The organism is Desulfomicrobium norvegicum (assembly GCF_900114595.1).
Lineage (GTDB): Bacteria > Desulfobacterota > Desulfovibrionia > Desulfovibrionales > Desulfomicrobiaceae > Desulfomicrobium > Desulfomicrobium macestii.
Map to the genome: position 1 here is coordinate 137,297 of NZ_FOTO01000008.1, position 13,424 is coordinate 150,720.

Genomic DNA, 13,424 nt, shown 5'->3' on the forward strand with positions numbered 1-13,424 from the left:
AAGAACAAAACAGTGCGCCATTGACAACTAATCAAATTTATTCAAAAAAAGGTTGACTACTTATAACATGTGAAATAATGGATAATCAAGCATAAAAAACAACCCCCTGCAAAAAAAATTTCAAGTGCCGTTTCCTGAGATTGATACATTTCGTTTACAAGGATGAGACGTGTTAAAATCTGATATTACTAAAGAACAGATACTCACCGCTCTGAACGTTGCACGCAAGCGAATTGTCGAACTTGAAGCTTTGAACACAAAACTTCGCGAAAAACTTGATCTTATTACCTCTCCTATAATTTCTGAATTGAAAAATGATATTACATCGCATGAAAAATTTAAAGAAGAAGAAATTTTATACAAAACTCTTTTAAACAACATTCCATTATCTATAATGACATTCAAAAGCAATGGAATAATCAATTTTATCAACAAATTTCATTTGCAAATATTTTCACAAGGCCATTTAAAAGAAGATTTTTTTATCGGAAGATCAATTTTTGAGCTGCCTGGGATAGTTTCTGCCAAATTGCAGGACAATTTGCGCCCTTTGCTTGAAGGGAAGCCGGTCTATATTGAAAGCGTTTACATCCCCCACACATCCGGCGGCGGCTCGGCTTGGCAGGACATCCGAGGAATACCTCTATTTCACCAAGGCCAAATGACTGGCGGCATCCTTATTCGAGAGAACATCACCATGCGCAAAGAGGCTGAAAATTCTTTGCGAGCAAGCGAAGAACGTCTTCGAATCATAGCCGACAACACCTCAGACTGGGAATATTGGCGTGGCCCGGACGGCCATTACACATGGGTTTCCCCATCTTGTGAAGCGGTTTCCGGAGTTCCCGCCGAATCATTCTTAGGGGAATCTGGCTGCAAAATCAGATCGTTAATACACCCAGACGACTATGATGCTTGGGTTTCCCACCTTGAGGAGGTTGACTGCTCCCATCCAGACCACCGGGAGATGGACCTTCGACTGGTCAAACCATCTGGAGAAATTGTATGGATTTGCCACAAGTGCAAGCCAATCTTCGATGCACAGGGGATGTATCTTGGTCGAAGAGGATCAAATCGCGACATCACTGATCGAAAACGCGCCGAACTCGAATTACGGACCGCCAAGGAAGCTGCCGAGAGGGCAGATGCTGTCAAATCAGAATTTTTGGCAAACATGAGCCATGAAATCAGAACGCCTCTGAATGGTATTCTAGGAATGCTGCAACTCTTAAAAACTACGGCCATTGATCAAGAGCAAACTGAATATTGCAGTCTAGCGCTACAAGCAGGCGATCGCCTGACTCGCCTCTTGTCTGACATTCTTGATATCACCAAATCCGATGCCGGAAAGATGAGCATCCACAAGGAAACATTTGATTTACCTGAAGCTGTCAATCAGGTTCTCGACATCTTCCTGCCCACATCACGACAAAACAAGGTTACATTGTTCAAAAACTTTGAATCGTTGCGTCACAGATTTCTCATTGGTGACCCCTTGCGAGTACAGCAGATTTTAACGAACCTCATTGGTAACGCATTTAAATTCACCCAGTCCGGGAACGTCACTATTGATGTCTCCTCCCTGCCAAGCAAACATGCAGGCCAAACACGCATCTTGTTTACAATATCTGATACAGGGTGCGGAATTTCAGACGACGATCTTGGGATATTATTTTCTCCGTTTTCCCAAGTCAGCAAGGGTTACACAAAACAACACCAAGGGGCAGGACTTGGTTTGGAAATCAGCAAAAGACTTGTTCGCATGATGGGCGGAACTATGTCTGTATCAAGCGAACTTGACTCTGGGACAACTTTTTACGTTTCCCTACCATTTGATGTGGACAACGATGAGCACAACATTCAAGAATCTAGCTCATTGCAAAAAAATAATACTTTGAGTTACAAAAACATTCTTCTTGTCGAAGATGACGATGTAAACCTAGTGTCATTAAAAATACTTCTTGAAAAGTCAGGATACAACATAGAAATTGCACGCAACGGCATGGAGGCTTTGCAAGAAATCACCAACAATAATTATGACGCTATATTGATGGACATCCAGATGCCAATCATGAACGGAATAGAAGCGACAACAATTATTAGAAATGACAAGAAATTTAAAGAAAAATCACATATTCCGATAATCGCGCTCACTGCGTACGCAATGCCTCAAGATGAACAGCGTTTTAAACTTTCAGGAATGGATGCCTATATTTCAAAGCCAGTATGTCTAGAAGAAGTTCGCAAAATTCTCGACTCATTCGGGTAAGACGAAATCGGAGCAATAAAGGGCGGTCGCCTTGTACGCCCGGACGAAAAGTTCCTGATGGGTCACAACAACGTTTCTGCACTCATAGATACGTGAAACGAGGCTATTATATATGCATTGCAAACGAAACTTGCGCCAAGCATATAGATTACAAAAATCCAACGTATTTTCCACTGACTCAATTGCAATACTATAGCCGTGCAGCATCCATTCCCACCAAACCAGATCTGCGCCCGTCAGCACGATGCCTAGCAAGGGGAATTTTTTTGGCAGGCGTCTTTCATAGGCGAACGAATTAGCCGGACGTGGTCAGGGGCTCAAGGATCCTACACACTTGAAACAGCGAGGAACCGCAAAGGAACAAGACTTGGACAGTCTATCGACGTATTTCGTAATCACCGAAGAGCATGGAGGAATAATGGGCGCTCAGACTTCCTTAGGAGAATGGACACAATTCATCATTGACCTTCCAATGGTGCGCCTCAACTGAAAATTTTAGATTTATCACAATGTCGATTCATAGGCTTTTTTTCGAGGTTTTTTCCTAAAAAATATGGAAATATGTGGAGATAAACCGTACCTCATCCCTAGATCAATTGCGAAAGAGAGATTCATGACCCCAGAAAGAATTAAAAAAATCAGAGGAACTCTACGACTGACACAAGAAGATCTAGCGATAATCCTTGGTGTGACAAAAACTACAGTATGGCGATATGAAGACTCCAGAGGGGTTCCCGGAGAAGATGTAACAGCAAGGCTTTTGAGCCTCGAATTGTCCCTGAAAGATTCCACAGAACGAGGGCTTCTCAATGACTTATGCAGAACCCCAGGAGGAATTGCCGCAATGGCCGCAATTTCAACTCTCGGATCCACAATTTTTTCTAGATCAACAGGCATTGATCCCATACCTGTAGGCTATATAGAACTTCTAAATTTCCCAGCCGGCAAAGCGCTCTTTTCGTTTCTCGGCAAAATCTGCGGGACATCTTCGACCAAAGAAACAGGTTAGCCCTTACTAAATCCCTCGCCGTTCTGTATAGTGTGAACAGTGGCCTCTCGTTCTGTAACGGTTCCCCGTTCAACTAAGAAAAAGGGGAGCTCCGCTCTCCCCCCGTCGCATCATTTATGTTGCCACCTGGTTTTCAATATCAGACGTCGCATCATCCTCACCGTCAAAAGTCTCCTCACCAACGCTAGCGGATGGAGTTGGACAAGACAATTCCGACATTGCCGCCACCGCAAACAAACCAGCTATCCCGGCAATGCATCCACCCAGAAACGCCCACACTTTTCCACTTCTGTCTTCCCTGGGCATAATTTCTTCAGTCATCGATATTCTCCTTCACGATTTCAAGTATTGCGATTGCAATTGCGATAACAGGTCCCCAGGTCATGCGGTCTCACCTCCTTCAAAAGGCCTCTTTCTAGCCTCCTGGTGTCCGTGAATCGGTCCATTGCGAATTCTCCCCATAAGTTCTCCTTTGTTGTTGGCGTGCTGATAGCAAAGGGCTCCCATGCGCCAGGTAATTTTATTGAAGATCAACCTGCCTGGTCGCTGAAAATTCCGTGCTGAAGCAAAGAAAACATTGCCGGAGCAAGATCCGCCACCGCATTCACGACGACGCTTCTTCCGCGTAATAGCGACATGATTGCCGGGCTCGTGATCCCGACGCCGTAGATCTCAAAACCCGCAAGTAACCCCTGCTCGATTGCCTGGGTGGCGCAGTCCACGGAATCCGGATCCCCGTCGGTGACTATGAGCACGAGCTTTCTCTTTTCGACCAGTGGCAGCATCTCCTGCATCACCCACCACAGCGACTCTCCCATGGGGGTACCTCCAGCAGGCCCGAGGTCGAGGGTGGTGTGTACCTTCTGGCCGTGCCTGATAATCGGGGACACGGTGGTATAGGATCCGTTTGGAAGTTGAGCCCCAGGAAAGGCGGTGACTGCGACATTGATTCTGGATGCCTCAAGGGCAGAGGCGACCGCATAGCAGGCTTGGCAGGCAAGATGGATTCTACGCACCATGGATCCGGAACAATCGAGCAGGATATGAACGGCGGTATCAATTCCAACCCGTTCGGATTTTGTGCGAAACACACGCGGGTCTGACACAGCCAGGCGATGGAGATGCCCGGTATCAAGACGCCCTCTTCTGCCACTCGATGCACGCGACAATATTTTTGTCTGCAATAATCCGCTTAGCCTGGTTCGCAGCGCCATGGAGGCTTGCCTGACTTCCAGGACATCGTCGGCCGATAACGGGGCTGCATGCTTGGATGTCTGGACTGCCACGGAAATCCCGGAATAGCTCGATGCCTGCGACGTATCATTAAGAACGCTTGCCAGGATGTTTCCCAGATTTTGTGGAAGGTCATCCTCCCTTGCATCCATGAGTTTCTGCAGCTCGTCTCGGGCCTGATAATCAGCACCGGGGTCAACTGCACCCTCGGGATTGTGGGCATGGTCAGAGGAAGGTGAGTAGGACAGTACTGACTCGCTTTCCTGGTCCGTATGTTGAGATGAATCCTCCCCAATTTCCGAGGGATTTTCGTCGTTACTTCGCACTTCTTCGCTTTTGGCTTCACCTGACTCGAATGGACTCGCAGGACCATTTTGCGCTCCAGGCTCGGCTTGATCGGGTGCTTGCGGCTTGTCGGTATGGTTCGCGAAATGATCCAGAACGCGCACGATTTCGCGGGCAAAATCTATGGCGGCCTGAGTCGAATCGCACCTGGTTCGAACCAGCTTCAGCACCTGCTTGATCTTCGGCCTCATTCCCGGAAAGTCCATGTCCACCTGTCCGGCCAAAGTGTCGCGATGCCTAGACAGCACCTGGACATCCCAGGACCGAACTTCGAGCAGCAGCCAATTAAGGATATTCATCGCAGGCGCAGCGGGTACGCCCTGATCATCCGAGCCAAAGATATGCCCGATGAGCCAATCGAAATTCTGGCGGCACCCAGGGAATATGGCCGCGAGTTTATGCTCCACCCGCCAGTCCTCCAGGGTATTCCAGACGTGTATTTCTAATGGTGTGAGCTTGGCCTGTTCCAGCGCCGAGAAATCCGTTTCCCGGACATGGGCAGCTTCGTGGTCAAGGTAGCCTCTGGCCATTGCCAGCAAAGTGTCCGGAACCTCACTTGGCAGGGCCGGAAGATGAATGGTCTTGCCATCGGTGTAGGCATCCATCCCACCCATCTCGACCTGCACTCCGTATTTTCTGCCGAGCACGTTTGCCACCAATGGCAAAGAGCGCATCACGGCCCGTGTATCGATCATAAAGACCTCCAAATACGAAAAGCCCCGGAGCTTGTGACTCCAGGGCTTTCGTTCGTTTCTATTTGAAATAGCGGGACTATATGTCCGGAAAATGTCGTTTTATGGTTCTAACTAGGGCTTTGTGGGAGGAGAATTTTTTACTATCCAAGCCTGCAATTCCTCCTCAGTCACGGGAGATCCGCGCAGTATGGCCTTGAATCCAAGCTCAAAGAGTGCCTCTTTGGGGAAGTCAGTCGTAGACGGTGAACACAGACCAAAGGCATTTCGATATGCCCTTTCGATCAGGTACCTGTCCTGCAACGTCTCCTTCATATTCCCTCCTCCGATACACTGCCTATTACGAATACCCATGAATCACGCCATGCACAACTCTCCTGATGGCAGATGATATCACCGCTCCCAGAAATCCTACCACAACCCGCAGTTCGGCATCACCGGCTGCATGGGCATGTCCGGAAAAATTGGCGGCATGTCGTCCACCTCTGCCATGATGTCCAGCTCATCCTGGGCACCCTGTTCCAGCACACTCCCCTGCCCCCCAACCAACAGGGTCAACACGTCCTGGGAGCTTGTTCCGTCCATGATTCTCTGTCCGTGCTCGATGAGCGCTTCCGCGTCCCGCAGCAAGGATACGAGTCCCTGGAGCATGAGCAGGTTCGCGCCTTCAATTTTCCCGCGTTTGGGCAAATGTTCGAACGCTGTATGAATGAGGTCCGCAACCGGAGATACCCGAGGCTCGACAAAGCTCAAACCCGAGAGTTTCTGGTGAATGGTCTTCAAGGGAGAAAGAGCCTTGCGCGTGATCTCGGTCTTTCCGGCAAAGCATTTGTGCCAGGCTTCGGTGGCCGCTTTGGACACCTCACCGAACAGGGTTTGGCCCAGACCTTCCACCTCATCTTTGAGCCCAACCATGACCGGGTCAACCGGATCTGGCGGAACAATGCGGAAGAGCTTCCAAACAAATCCCATTCGGCTTCGCACATAGTCGGCGCTGACGGTCGAATCGGCGATTATCTGTTCCCATCCCGAATGCTTGGCAATCCATTCCCGGACGGATTCATCATACCGGGACAGAAAATCCTCCTTGGCCGCGTTGAAGTCCTGCAGAATCTGATCAAGTTCGATTACGATGCTGTCCGCCTGGTTTTCAGGAATAGCCCAGCCACCCAGAAAGCGGACACAATGTCTATCCAGGAGACTCACGGCCCTGGCTTTTAGTGTCCCAAAAACTCGCAGGGTTTCGGGATCACAAACCCTCTTGCTACCCAAAGACGCCAAGTCCTCAGGGGGGAGTTTTGCGCCATCGAAATCCTCGGGGCTCAGTTTCTTGCGTGCCGTCCAGATGTTCACTTCAAGGTGCAGGACCAGCAGACTTTCCAAAACCTTGATGTCGGTTTGCGTGTTCATGTTCTTCTCCTTCAAATGAAAAGAGCGCCTGGTGTGGCGCCCTAATTTCCGTTCACGATGATAAAATCCTGCCTGTCGATTTTTTCCAGCACCCTGCGCCACATCTCCTGAACGGGATTTTTGTTCTTGCACTGCTGGCTTTTGATAATGCGGGTGACGCAGGCCTGAAATGGCACGCCGTCGATGCCTCCGAGCCAAATGCGAATTATCAGACCAAGGGAATCGACTTCGGCTTTCCAGTGATAGCGAAACCCGGTCGAAGGGATCTGTTTGGCCAGCTCGATGGACTGGCGAAACGGAAAATCGTGTTGAGCAATATCCATATATATTCAACCTCGCTTTGTTGATGGAATGATTTTCAAAATGTGACCCAGCAAAGCCCGTATCCCTCGTTGATCTTGGCAAGCACCCTATCCATCATCTCCTGCACCGGATTGCCCTGAGCACATCTAGGGATGTCCAGGACGCGACCTTGCCCGGCGGTATTGAGTCGCCCCCACTGCAATGCTAGCCCGTTTGGATGAGCCACGGCTTTCCAGAACTTGCCGCCATGGGGCGTGGATTTTTTCAGGAGAACTGATGGAGGGTTTGGACAGATGCCAAGGTAGGAAGGGTTTGCGGCCATGGCTTGCAGGACCGAGGTCATGGCCTGGCGCACTTTGGTCAGGTCGTCGGGAGTGGTCGCATCTTTTTGCGTTTCAGCAGCTGCACTCCCACCTACTCCCCCATGGATTGCGGGAAAATGCGTTGGGCAAGTTCATGGAGCATGGCCCTGGTTTCCCTGGTGGCGCGAAATCCCAGTGCCCGATCCAGAGCGTATGTCACTGGTTGGACCCCTTGTCTGGAGAGAGGCTGAAAACGCACGGTCAAATCAGCCCAACGCAAAAGGGTCCGGGTTGAGAACGTGACCTCGATACTATTCGCGATTCCGGCTCCAGCTTCACCCATGAAAAGCCTGCGAACCTCGTTTGCGTATTCGACCATTTTCTGTCGGATGCTTTCAGGCAATTTCGGGCAGCATCCACCCAGGAGTTTCTCCTCGGCCTCCCGTGCGGGGTAGCCCATCTCACAGAGCCAAAAACGATCCAGAAATGCCAGATTTTGCCTGAGTGTGCCCTGATATAATCCGGTTTCATCGGATCCGCCGTTAGTATTGGCTGTGGACGCGAAACGAAACATCGGGTGCGGGATGATGAGCTCTCCCCCATTTTCGGCAATACACAGCGCCTCGCCATCAAGAACGCCATTGAGGCCTGTGGCTGTGGCCGGTTCGAGCAGATCGATTTCATTGAGAAGAAACAACCCGCCATATTTCATTGCCAAGGCCAAGGGACCGTACTCGAATTCCATGCTGCCGTTACGAACGGACAGGTGTCCCACCAGGTCGGGGAACTCCAAGCGGCTGTGGCCTGTGATCTCGAAGACGGGATAGTTGAGCCTTGCGGCGAGTTGCTTGATGGCTGAGGTTTTTCCTGAGCCTGTGGGTCCGAAGACATACAGGGGATCGGATATATTCATGAGCCAGACCGCGATGTCTCGGCTTGTCTCGTGGAAAATGTAACCGGGATCCGGAGTCGGTGTGTAGCTGCATGGGCTGGCATACCCCCTGATGATCCGACCTGAGGGGCTACCGCTAAAGACGGTTCCTGCGTCCAGTTCCATGGGCTGAAGTTTCTCAAGCTCATCGCGAATGGTATTGGTCATAATGTGCTCCATAAAATGAAAATCCCGGCCGCCCTGTTACGGGGAGCCGGGATATCTTGATTGAAATTGTTGGGTCTATGGGCGTTTGTTGATCTTGCTGATATTCAGCCGGTCAAAGGACTTGCCTTCAGACTCACACCTGGTGATGAGCGCATCCGCGTCATCCTCTCCAAGGATAGCTGAGAGTTCCAAGCGCAATTGGTCCTTGTTCAGGGTGCGTCTGCCGGCTTGAGTCGAAACACGAAAACGCTGATCTCCAGCGTTGATCCATGACCCATGGACATCACTCAAGGCATAGGCAGTCTTCAAGCCTTCCTCGACTTCCGATATCTCAGCATCCAGTTGATCCTGCCTAGCTTTCAAGTTCTTGAGCTGGTCCAGTGCGTTGCCCCATTGAGGCTGATCAAGGCCATCAAATTTCGGGCAATCGGCGTTGAATTCGCACCATGAGCACAGGGGATGAAACCCTTGTGCCGTGGGTAGGTTGTCAAAGTCTTCGCCATTGTCCTTCGACGCGTCGAAGTTGCGCCAGAGGTCCTCGGCTGTTTTGAGGCAGAGGTTTAGCATGGTGTCATCCGGAAGGTATGGGCCAAACGCTTTGGCATCCGACATGGAGAGGCACAGCACCCATGCCTCGATATCGACCTCTGAAGGATGGGCTGGCATTTCGATTCCAAACTTCTCCAGGCAGATCTCCGGAAACGTGAGCCCGGCACTCCCCTGACTACCTACTTCACCATGGACGCCAAATGCCGGTTGGTCCCAAAGTGCTCGCAAAAGGCCGACTTGGCCATAAACCTGAGTTTCGTAAGAAGAATACAAGGTTTTAGGGATTTTTTCGCAGCTTTTAAGCTCCAAAATCCGGACCGTGGGCTGTCCTACTGCGCTGACAAATACGAAGTCCAAATGCGCCTTGATCGGCACCTGCTGGTAACTCGTCACGATCTCCAGTTGCTCGATCACGGGCAATCGTTGCTGCCTGAAGACCTGGGCAATACCCGCCTCAAACCAATGCCCTCGTTGCAGACGAAGTTGTTTGCCGATCAGCGCCTGGACGGCATGCTGATCCAGTTGTTGGTCATGACTATTACCGAATAGTTTTTGACCCACCGCAGCTCGTGGGCATTCCAAAACTCGCCCAATATCCGACATGCCTATATATTGGCTCCGATCTCCAAGTGATGACGCGGTTCTCTGAGCAGACGATTCAAGAAGCCCTTTCGCGAGCAGCGTCATGAGACCATGGGCTCTGTGCTCTTCAGCTTGCACGATTTCACTCATGCCTACCCTCCAAAATGACGAAAGCTACCCGAGTGGAGCAGCCTTCGCTTGTGTTTTGTGTCTGAATTTTCAGGACGCTTGCGCATATTTCCACCACATTTTTCGCTGAGGATTCCATTTGAACCCGGCTCCAGATAATAGCTCCTTCTTGGCCTGGGTGTTGCCGGTGGCCACGATGCAAACCTGCCCGTCAGTGGCGGTGATCTCCTGATAGGTGATGCCATCAAGTTTTGGGAGTTGGGCTGGCTGCGGTTGCCTGGGAGGAGATGGAGTTCCAGAGTCTTGCATGGCTGGAGGCCTTTTCTGACGTTGTCCACCTTTTCCGGAATCCTTGGGCAGATTTCCGTCCGTGTCTTCCTCGGTCACGATGCCGAGCATGGCGGAGATGGAGTAGCGCCGGATGTAGGTCATGGCGATGCCAAGGCCCTGGGGATCGTTCTTCGGCAAAGGGACAACCGCGTGCGATGATTGCCACTCCCCGGATTCAGCATGAACAAGCTTGGTCACAAGCCCGAGATGACCGGGGTCCGATGGGACTGGGTACTGGGTGAGCCAGATGCCGTTGGTGAGCAACGCTTCACGGCAGGAATCCATGACGCTGTTCAAGGTCGCGTAGTTGGAATGGGTAAAAGGATTAAGACGGTCCTTGGCTGCAGGTTGCAAAACACGTTGCACTTGGATTAAGGCTTTTGCCAGTTTGGTTGTTTCGGGAGAGCAATAATTTTGGTTGTGCATGATCACTCCTTTGTTGGTTGGAAAAAAAGTGATCCCCGCTGAAGCGTCTCTGCCCGCTTTAGCTGAGATTTTGATGGGCCTTCAAAGGTGTGATGTATATCTCAAATAATTTGATTAGCAATCTTGCAAACACATTACGAATGAATGGCCAGGCATAAAAATAATGAGCAATCCTAACAAGCTATCAAAGAGCGTTGCATTTTCCTTAAAGACAGGGGAGTATATCGCTTCTGGATGTGCAAACACAGACGAAAATGGACGACGAGAGAGCATTTTCCATGGGTACGTACCTGATATTGCAGAACGTGAGGCATTTTGGAAGAAAATTAAAGAAGTAAGCGCAGATCAAAGAAATTTTTTTATATTCAAAGACAAAGATGAATATACTATTTTTATATCAAATGAATGAGCTAGACTTCTATTCCTAAAACCCTACTCGCAACACAAAACGTCAAGCAAATATTACAAAAATTACAGAAGGAAAAATGTTACTTATCCCCATATCTCACACAATACACTATAAAGCCGCATTTGATATCAACAACAGCAAAGGAAACGCCCTTACTTCAGTGCGAAATGAAATTAAAAATTGGCTTAAAAATCATGATGCAACGAAAAATCAAAAACACAAACTAGACCAGTCATGGTTTGATTTGGGGGATACAGAACAATACAAAATCGGCGAGGGCTATATCAGAACAGCTATAAACAAAGGAGAATACCGACAAACCAACCCTAAAACATGGGCAATAGAATTTTTACATAAAGATTTTAAAGAAATGTGTAGATTATGGAGCACAGAAATTGCGCTCACCCAACTTGAAAACAAAAAATTAAGATTTGCATGCACATTAAAGCATGCCATATTTGAAAATTGGGTTGGCTTCATTCCTAGCGAACCATTTTTTTCAGTTCCAAAATTTATTAAAGATATTATTGCAAAATATGAATGCTACAAAGAAGAAACGACAATACAAAAAACAATAAATCAATGCATTGAAGTAGACATTAATTCAATACAATCAGAAATAATTAACAAAAAAAGAGTTTTACCAATTATTATTGCTGCAGAAAATGAATCTAATAAAAATTCAATCGACGTTGAGACATTACAAAAAATTACGATTGGAAACGCAAACATTTATCTAATAAAATCTAATAAAATTTCAGATTTCAATTCTATTTTCCCATACGAATTATCTATACAGCCAGGAATGATAAGAATATTTTTCAAATTTGACAACACACCAAGTAATGCAAAAATTCATAGATTTTATACTGAAAATAAAATTCAGGAAATTGGACAACAGTGCGTTTTTGATCAAATTGGAATTGCAATATCTAGAAATTCTAAATCATTCACTGCGTCAGAAATAATTACAATTAAAGATGTCATCAACGCCAGAGCGCGCGACTACCTCACCCATCTCAAGCATGAAAACAAAAACACGACAAGCGCAACAAGCACATACGTTCAGTTACTTGAAGAAGTTAATACGAATCTTGAACACAAAATTAAAGATCAAGAAAAATTTATTGACGAGGTTATTGAACAGAACAATATTTTTGACGAAGAGATATCAAAATTAAAATCAAAAAATTACCACCTCACAACGACAAAACAAGAGAGCTTACCAAAATTAATACTACCTATTATACCAGAACTCCCTGATGATATCACAACTTGCTTAGTATATTTCTCAGAAATGTTTCCTGATAAAATTATAATTCATCAAAATGCTTTTGAAAGTGCAAAAAATTTTTCTGGAAACGATAATATTTACAGCGTAAAATCAGCGTGGAGAATTTTGAACCAGATATCAACAACACTGCACAATATTATTTTTTCAGATGATAAAGATTGCGACGTAGAAAAAGAATTTTGTGACAGCACGGGAATACGACTCTCTTTAAGAGAAGGAAAACAAACAAATAAAGACAAATCAATAATGAAAAAAAGAGAATGCGAGTACAATGGAATAAATTATACATGCACTCCACATATAAAAACAAACAAGAGAGAAGGATATTTACGAATTCATATTGCTTTTTTACATGAAGAAAAGAAAATATTAATAGGTCACTGCGGAGAGCACTTAGAGACATACGGAACACAAAAAATCTGTTGACCTACAAATCATTTCCTTTGACTTGTGCTTATAGTAACGAACGAATACACGAGTGAGCGCTTGGCTGTAGATGTTGCCAAAAGAATCAGTTCATGGCGGCAATCGAGGCCGTTCCGTCTGATCAGCGAACGGTGCTGACCTTCTTCCTGATGCATTACCGCATTATGGCCAAACTGGAAGACGTCAAACAGCAAGAAGAAAATGGTGGTCCGCCAGATTTTCGAGGTCACGGAAGTGTTGAGCAAGGACGGTGTGTTCATGATGATTCCAGAGGTCCGCATCTGCGCTTTGTGGACCAACCTGAAATTTGATGCCGACCAGGCTTTGAAACTATATCGCAAGCGGGGCACCCGCGAGCAACTTCACGGGGAATTCAAGATCGAGATGAATGCGCCTGGATAATTTAGGGAATCCAAATCAGCCAAAATGGCCTTGAGCCCCTCGGTCTCCTCGGCCGTGCCACACATCTTGCTCACGTTTAGGGCAATGGTTTCCTCGTCCTCAAGGAAGGTCGCCGCTTTGATAATCTCCAACCGTTTAAGCAGTCGGCGCATTGTCACCTCCGCACTCTTAATGCCCAAAAAAATGAGCAAACCAGGAGCGAACGCTCAAATTCC

Annotated in this window: 14 protein-coding genes; 5 read left to right on the forward strand and 9 right to left on the reverse strand. The window is 47.6% G+C overall.

Annotated features, from left to right (window positions below; genetic code table 11):
• Positions 1-169: 169 nt before the first annotated feature.
• Positions 170-2,269, forward strand: a complete 2,100-nt coding sequence (locus tag BMZ24_RS12815) for a PAS domain-containing hybrid sensor histidine kinase/response regulator (protein ID WP_092192907.1) — start codon at positions 170-172, stop codon at positions 2,267-2,269.
• A 613-nt stretch (positions 2,270-2,882) separates the two neighbouring features.
• On the forward strand, positions 2,883-3,278 hold the full coding sequence (locus BMZ24_RS19505) for a helix-turn-helix domain-containing protein (RefSeq protein ID WP_143077908.1): 396 nt from the start codon (positions 2,883-2,885) through the stop codon (positions 3,276-3,278).
• A 114-nt stretch (positions 3,279-3,392) separates the two neighbouring features.
• Here BMZ24_RS19505 and BMZ24_RS12820 read toward each other — a convergent pair whose 3' ends face one another.
• The 8 genes from BMZ24_RS12820 to BMZ24_RS12855 form a co-directional block, all read right to left on the reverse strand.
• Positions 3,393-3,599: a hypothetical protein gene (locus BMZ24_RS12820; RefSeq protein ID WP_092192909.1), complete on the reverse strand. Its 207-nt coding sequence runs from the start codon at positions 3,597-3,599 to the stop codon at positions 3,393-3,395.
• A 209-nt stretch (positions 3,600-3,808) separates the two neighbouring features.
• On the reverse strand, positions 3,809-5,551 hold the full coding sequence (locus BMZ24_RS12825; protein ID WP_092192911.1) for a cobaltochelatase CobT-related protein: 1,743 nt from the start codon (positions 5,549-5,551) through the stop codon (positions 3,809-3,811).
• A 408-nt stretch (positions 5,552-5,959) separates the two neighbouring features.
• On the reverse strand, positions 5,960-6,958 hold the full coding sequence (locus BMZ24_RS12835) for a DUF3150 domain-containing protein (protein WP_092192916.1): 999 nt from the start codon (positions 6,956-6,958) through the stop codon (positions 5,960-5,962).
• A gap of 41 nt (positions 6,959-6,999) precedes the next feature.
• Positions 7,000-7,281, reverse strand: coding sequence for a hypothetical protein (locus BMZ24_RS12840; RefSeq protein WP_092192919.1), 282 nt, complete (start codon positions 7,279-7,281; stop codon positions 7,000-7,002).
• A 35-nt stretch (positions 7,282-7,316) separates the two neighbouring features.
• A complete protein-coding gene (locus BMZ24_RS19510) occupies positions 7,317-7,604 on the reverse strand; it encodes a hypothetical protein (protein WP_143077909.1) in 288 nt (95 codons plus the stop codon).
• Positions 7,605-7,675: 71 nt separating this feature from the next.
• Positions 7,676-8,662 (reverse strand): AAA family ATPase, encoded by a 987-nt coding sequence (locus BMZ24_RS12845; protein WP_092192921.1) that lies wholly within the window; start codon positions 8,660-8,662, stop codon positions 7,676-7,678.
• Between the two features lie 75 nt (positions 8,663-8,737).
• Positions 8,738-9,943, reverse strand: coding sequence for a hypothetical protein (locus BMZ24_RS12850; protein WP_092192923.1), 1,206 nt, complete (start codon positions 9,941-9,943; stop codon positions 8,738-8,740).
• 69 nt (positions 9,944-10,012) lie between these two features.
• Positions 10,013-10,678 (reverse strand): ERF family protein, encoded by a 666-nt coding sequence (locus tag BMZ24_RS12855; protein WP_092192925.1) that lies wholly within the window; start codon positions 10,676-10,678, stop codon positions 10,013-10,015.
• 163 nt (positions 10,679-10,841) lie between these two features.
• Between BMZ24_RS12855 and BMZ24_RS19515 the strand changes: the two genes are divergently transcribed.
• From BMZ24_RS19515 to BMZ24_RS19525, 3 genes are all read left to right on the forward strand, one after another.
• A complete protein-coding gene (locus BMZ24_RS19515) occupies positions 10,842-11,087 on the forward strand; it encodes a hypothetical protein (protein WP_143077910.1) in 246 nt (81 codons plus the stop codon).
• 76 nt (positions 11,088-11,163) lie between these two features.
• A complete protein-coding gene (locus BMZ24_RS19520; protein WP_143077911.1) occupies positions 11,164-12,807 on the forward strand; it encodes a hypothetical protein in 1,644 nt (547 codons plus the stop codon).
• Between the two features lie 92 nt (positions 12,808-12,899).
• Positions 12,900-13,118 (forward strand): hypothetical protein, encoded by a 219-nt coding sequence (locus tag BMZ24_RS19525; protein WP_143077912.1) that lies wholly within the window; start codon positions 12,900-12,902, stop codon positions 13,116-13,118.
• A gap of 51 nt (positions 13,119-13,169) precedes the next feature.
• On the opposite strand, the gene BMZ24_RS12865 is transcribed toward BMZ24_RS19525, so the two are convergent.
• A complete protein-coding gene (locus BMZ24_RS12865; protein ID WP_092192929.1) occupies positions 13,170-13,361 on the reverse strand; it encodes a hypothetical protein in 192 nt (63 codons plus the stop codon).
• Between the last annotated feature and the right edge of the window lie 63 nt (positions 13,362-13,424).

Coding starts and splice junctions, on each gene's coding strand:
- BMZ24_RS12865 (WP_092192929.1), bottom strand. CDS start 13,361: ATGCGCCGACTGCTTAAACGGTTGGAGATTATCAAAGCGGCGACCTTC.
- BMZ24_RS19520 (WP_143077911.1), top strand. CDS start 11,164: ATGTTACTTATCCCCATATCTCACACAATACACTATAAAGCCGCATTT.
- BMZ24_RS12850 (WP_092192923.1), bottom strand. CDS start 9,943: ATGAGTGAAATCGTGCAAGCTGAAGAGCACAGAGCCCATGGTCTCATG.
- BMZ24_RS12855 (WP_092192925.1), bottom strand. CDS start 10,678: ATGCACAACCAAAATTATTGCTCTCCCGAAACAACCAAACTGGCAAAA.
- BMZ24_RS19515 (WP_143077910.1), top strand. CDS start 10,842: ATGAGCAATCCTAACAAGCTATCAAAGAGCGTTGCATTTTCCTTAAAG.
- BMZ24_RS12820 (WP_092192909.1), bottom strand. CDS start 3,599: ATGACTGAAGAAATTATGCCCAGGGAAGACAGAAGTGGAAAAGTGTGG.
- BMZ24_RS12845 (WP_092192921.1), bottom strand. CDS start 8,662: ATGACCAATACCATTCGCGATGAGCTTGAGAAACTTCAGCCCATGGAA.
- BMZ24_RS12840 (WP_092192919.1), bottom strand. CDS start 7,281: ATGGATATTGCTCAACACGATTTTCCGTTTCGCCAGTCCATCGAGCTG.
- BMZ24_RS12835 (WP_092192916.1), bottom strand. CDS start 6,958: ATGAACACGCAAACCGACATCAAGGTTTTGGAAAGTCTGCTGGTCCTG.
- BMZ24_RS19505 (WP_143077908.1), top strand. CDS start 2,883: ATGACCCCAGAAAGAATTAAAAAAATCAGAGGAACTCTACGACTGACA.
- BMZ24_RS19525 (WP_143077912.1), top strand. CDS start 12,900: ATGGCGGCAATCGAGGCCGTTCCGTCTGATCAGCGAACGGTGCTGACC.
- BMZ24_RS12825 (WP_092192911.1), bottom strand. CDS start 5,551: ATGATCGATACACGGGCCGTGATGCGCTCTTTGCCATTGGTGGCAAAC.
- BMZ24_RS19510 (WP_143077909.1), bottom strand. CDS start 7,604: ATGACCTCGGTCCTGCAAGCCATGGCCGCAAACCCTTCCTACCTTGGC.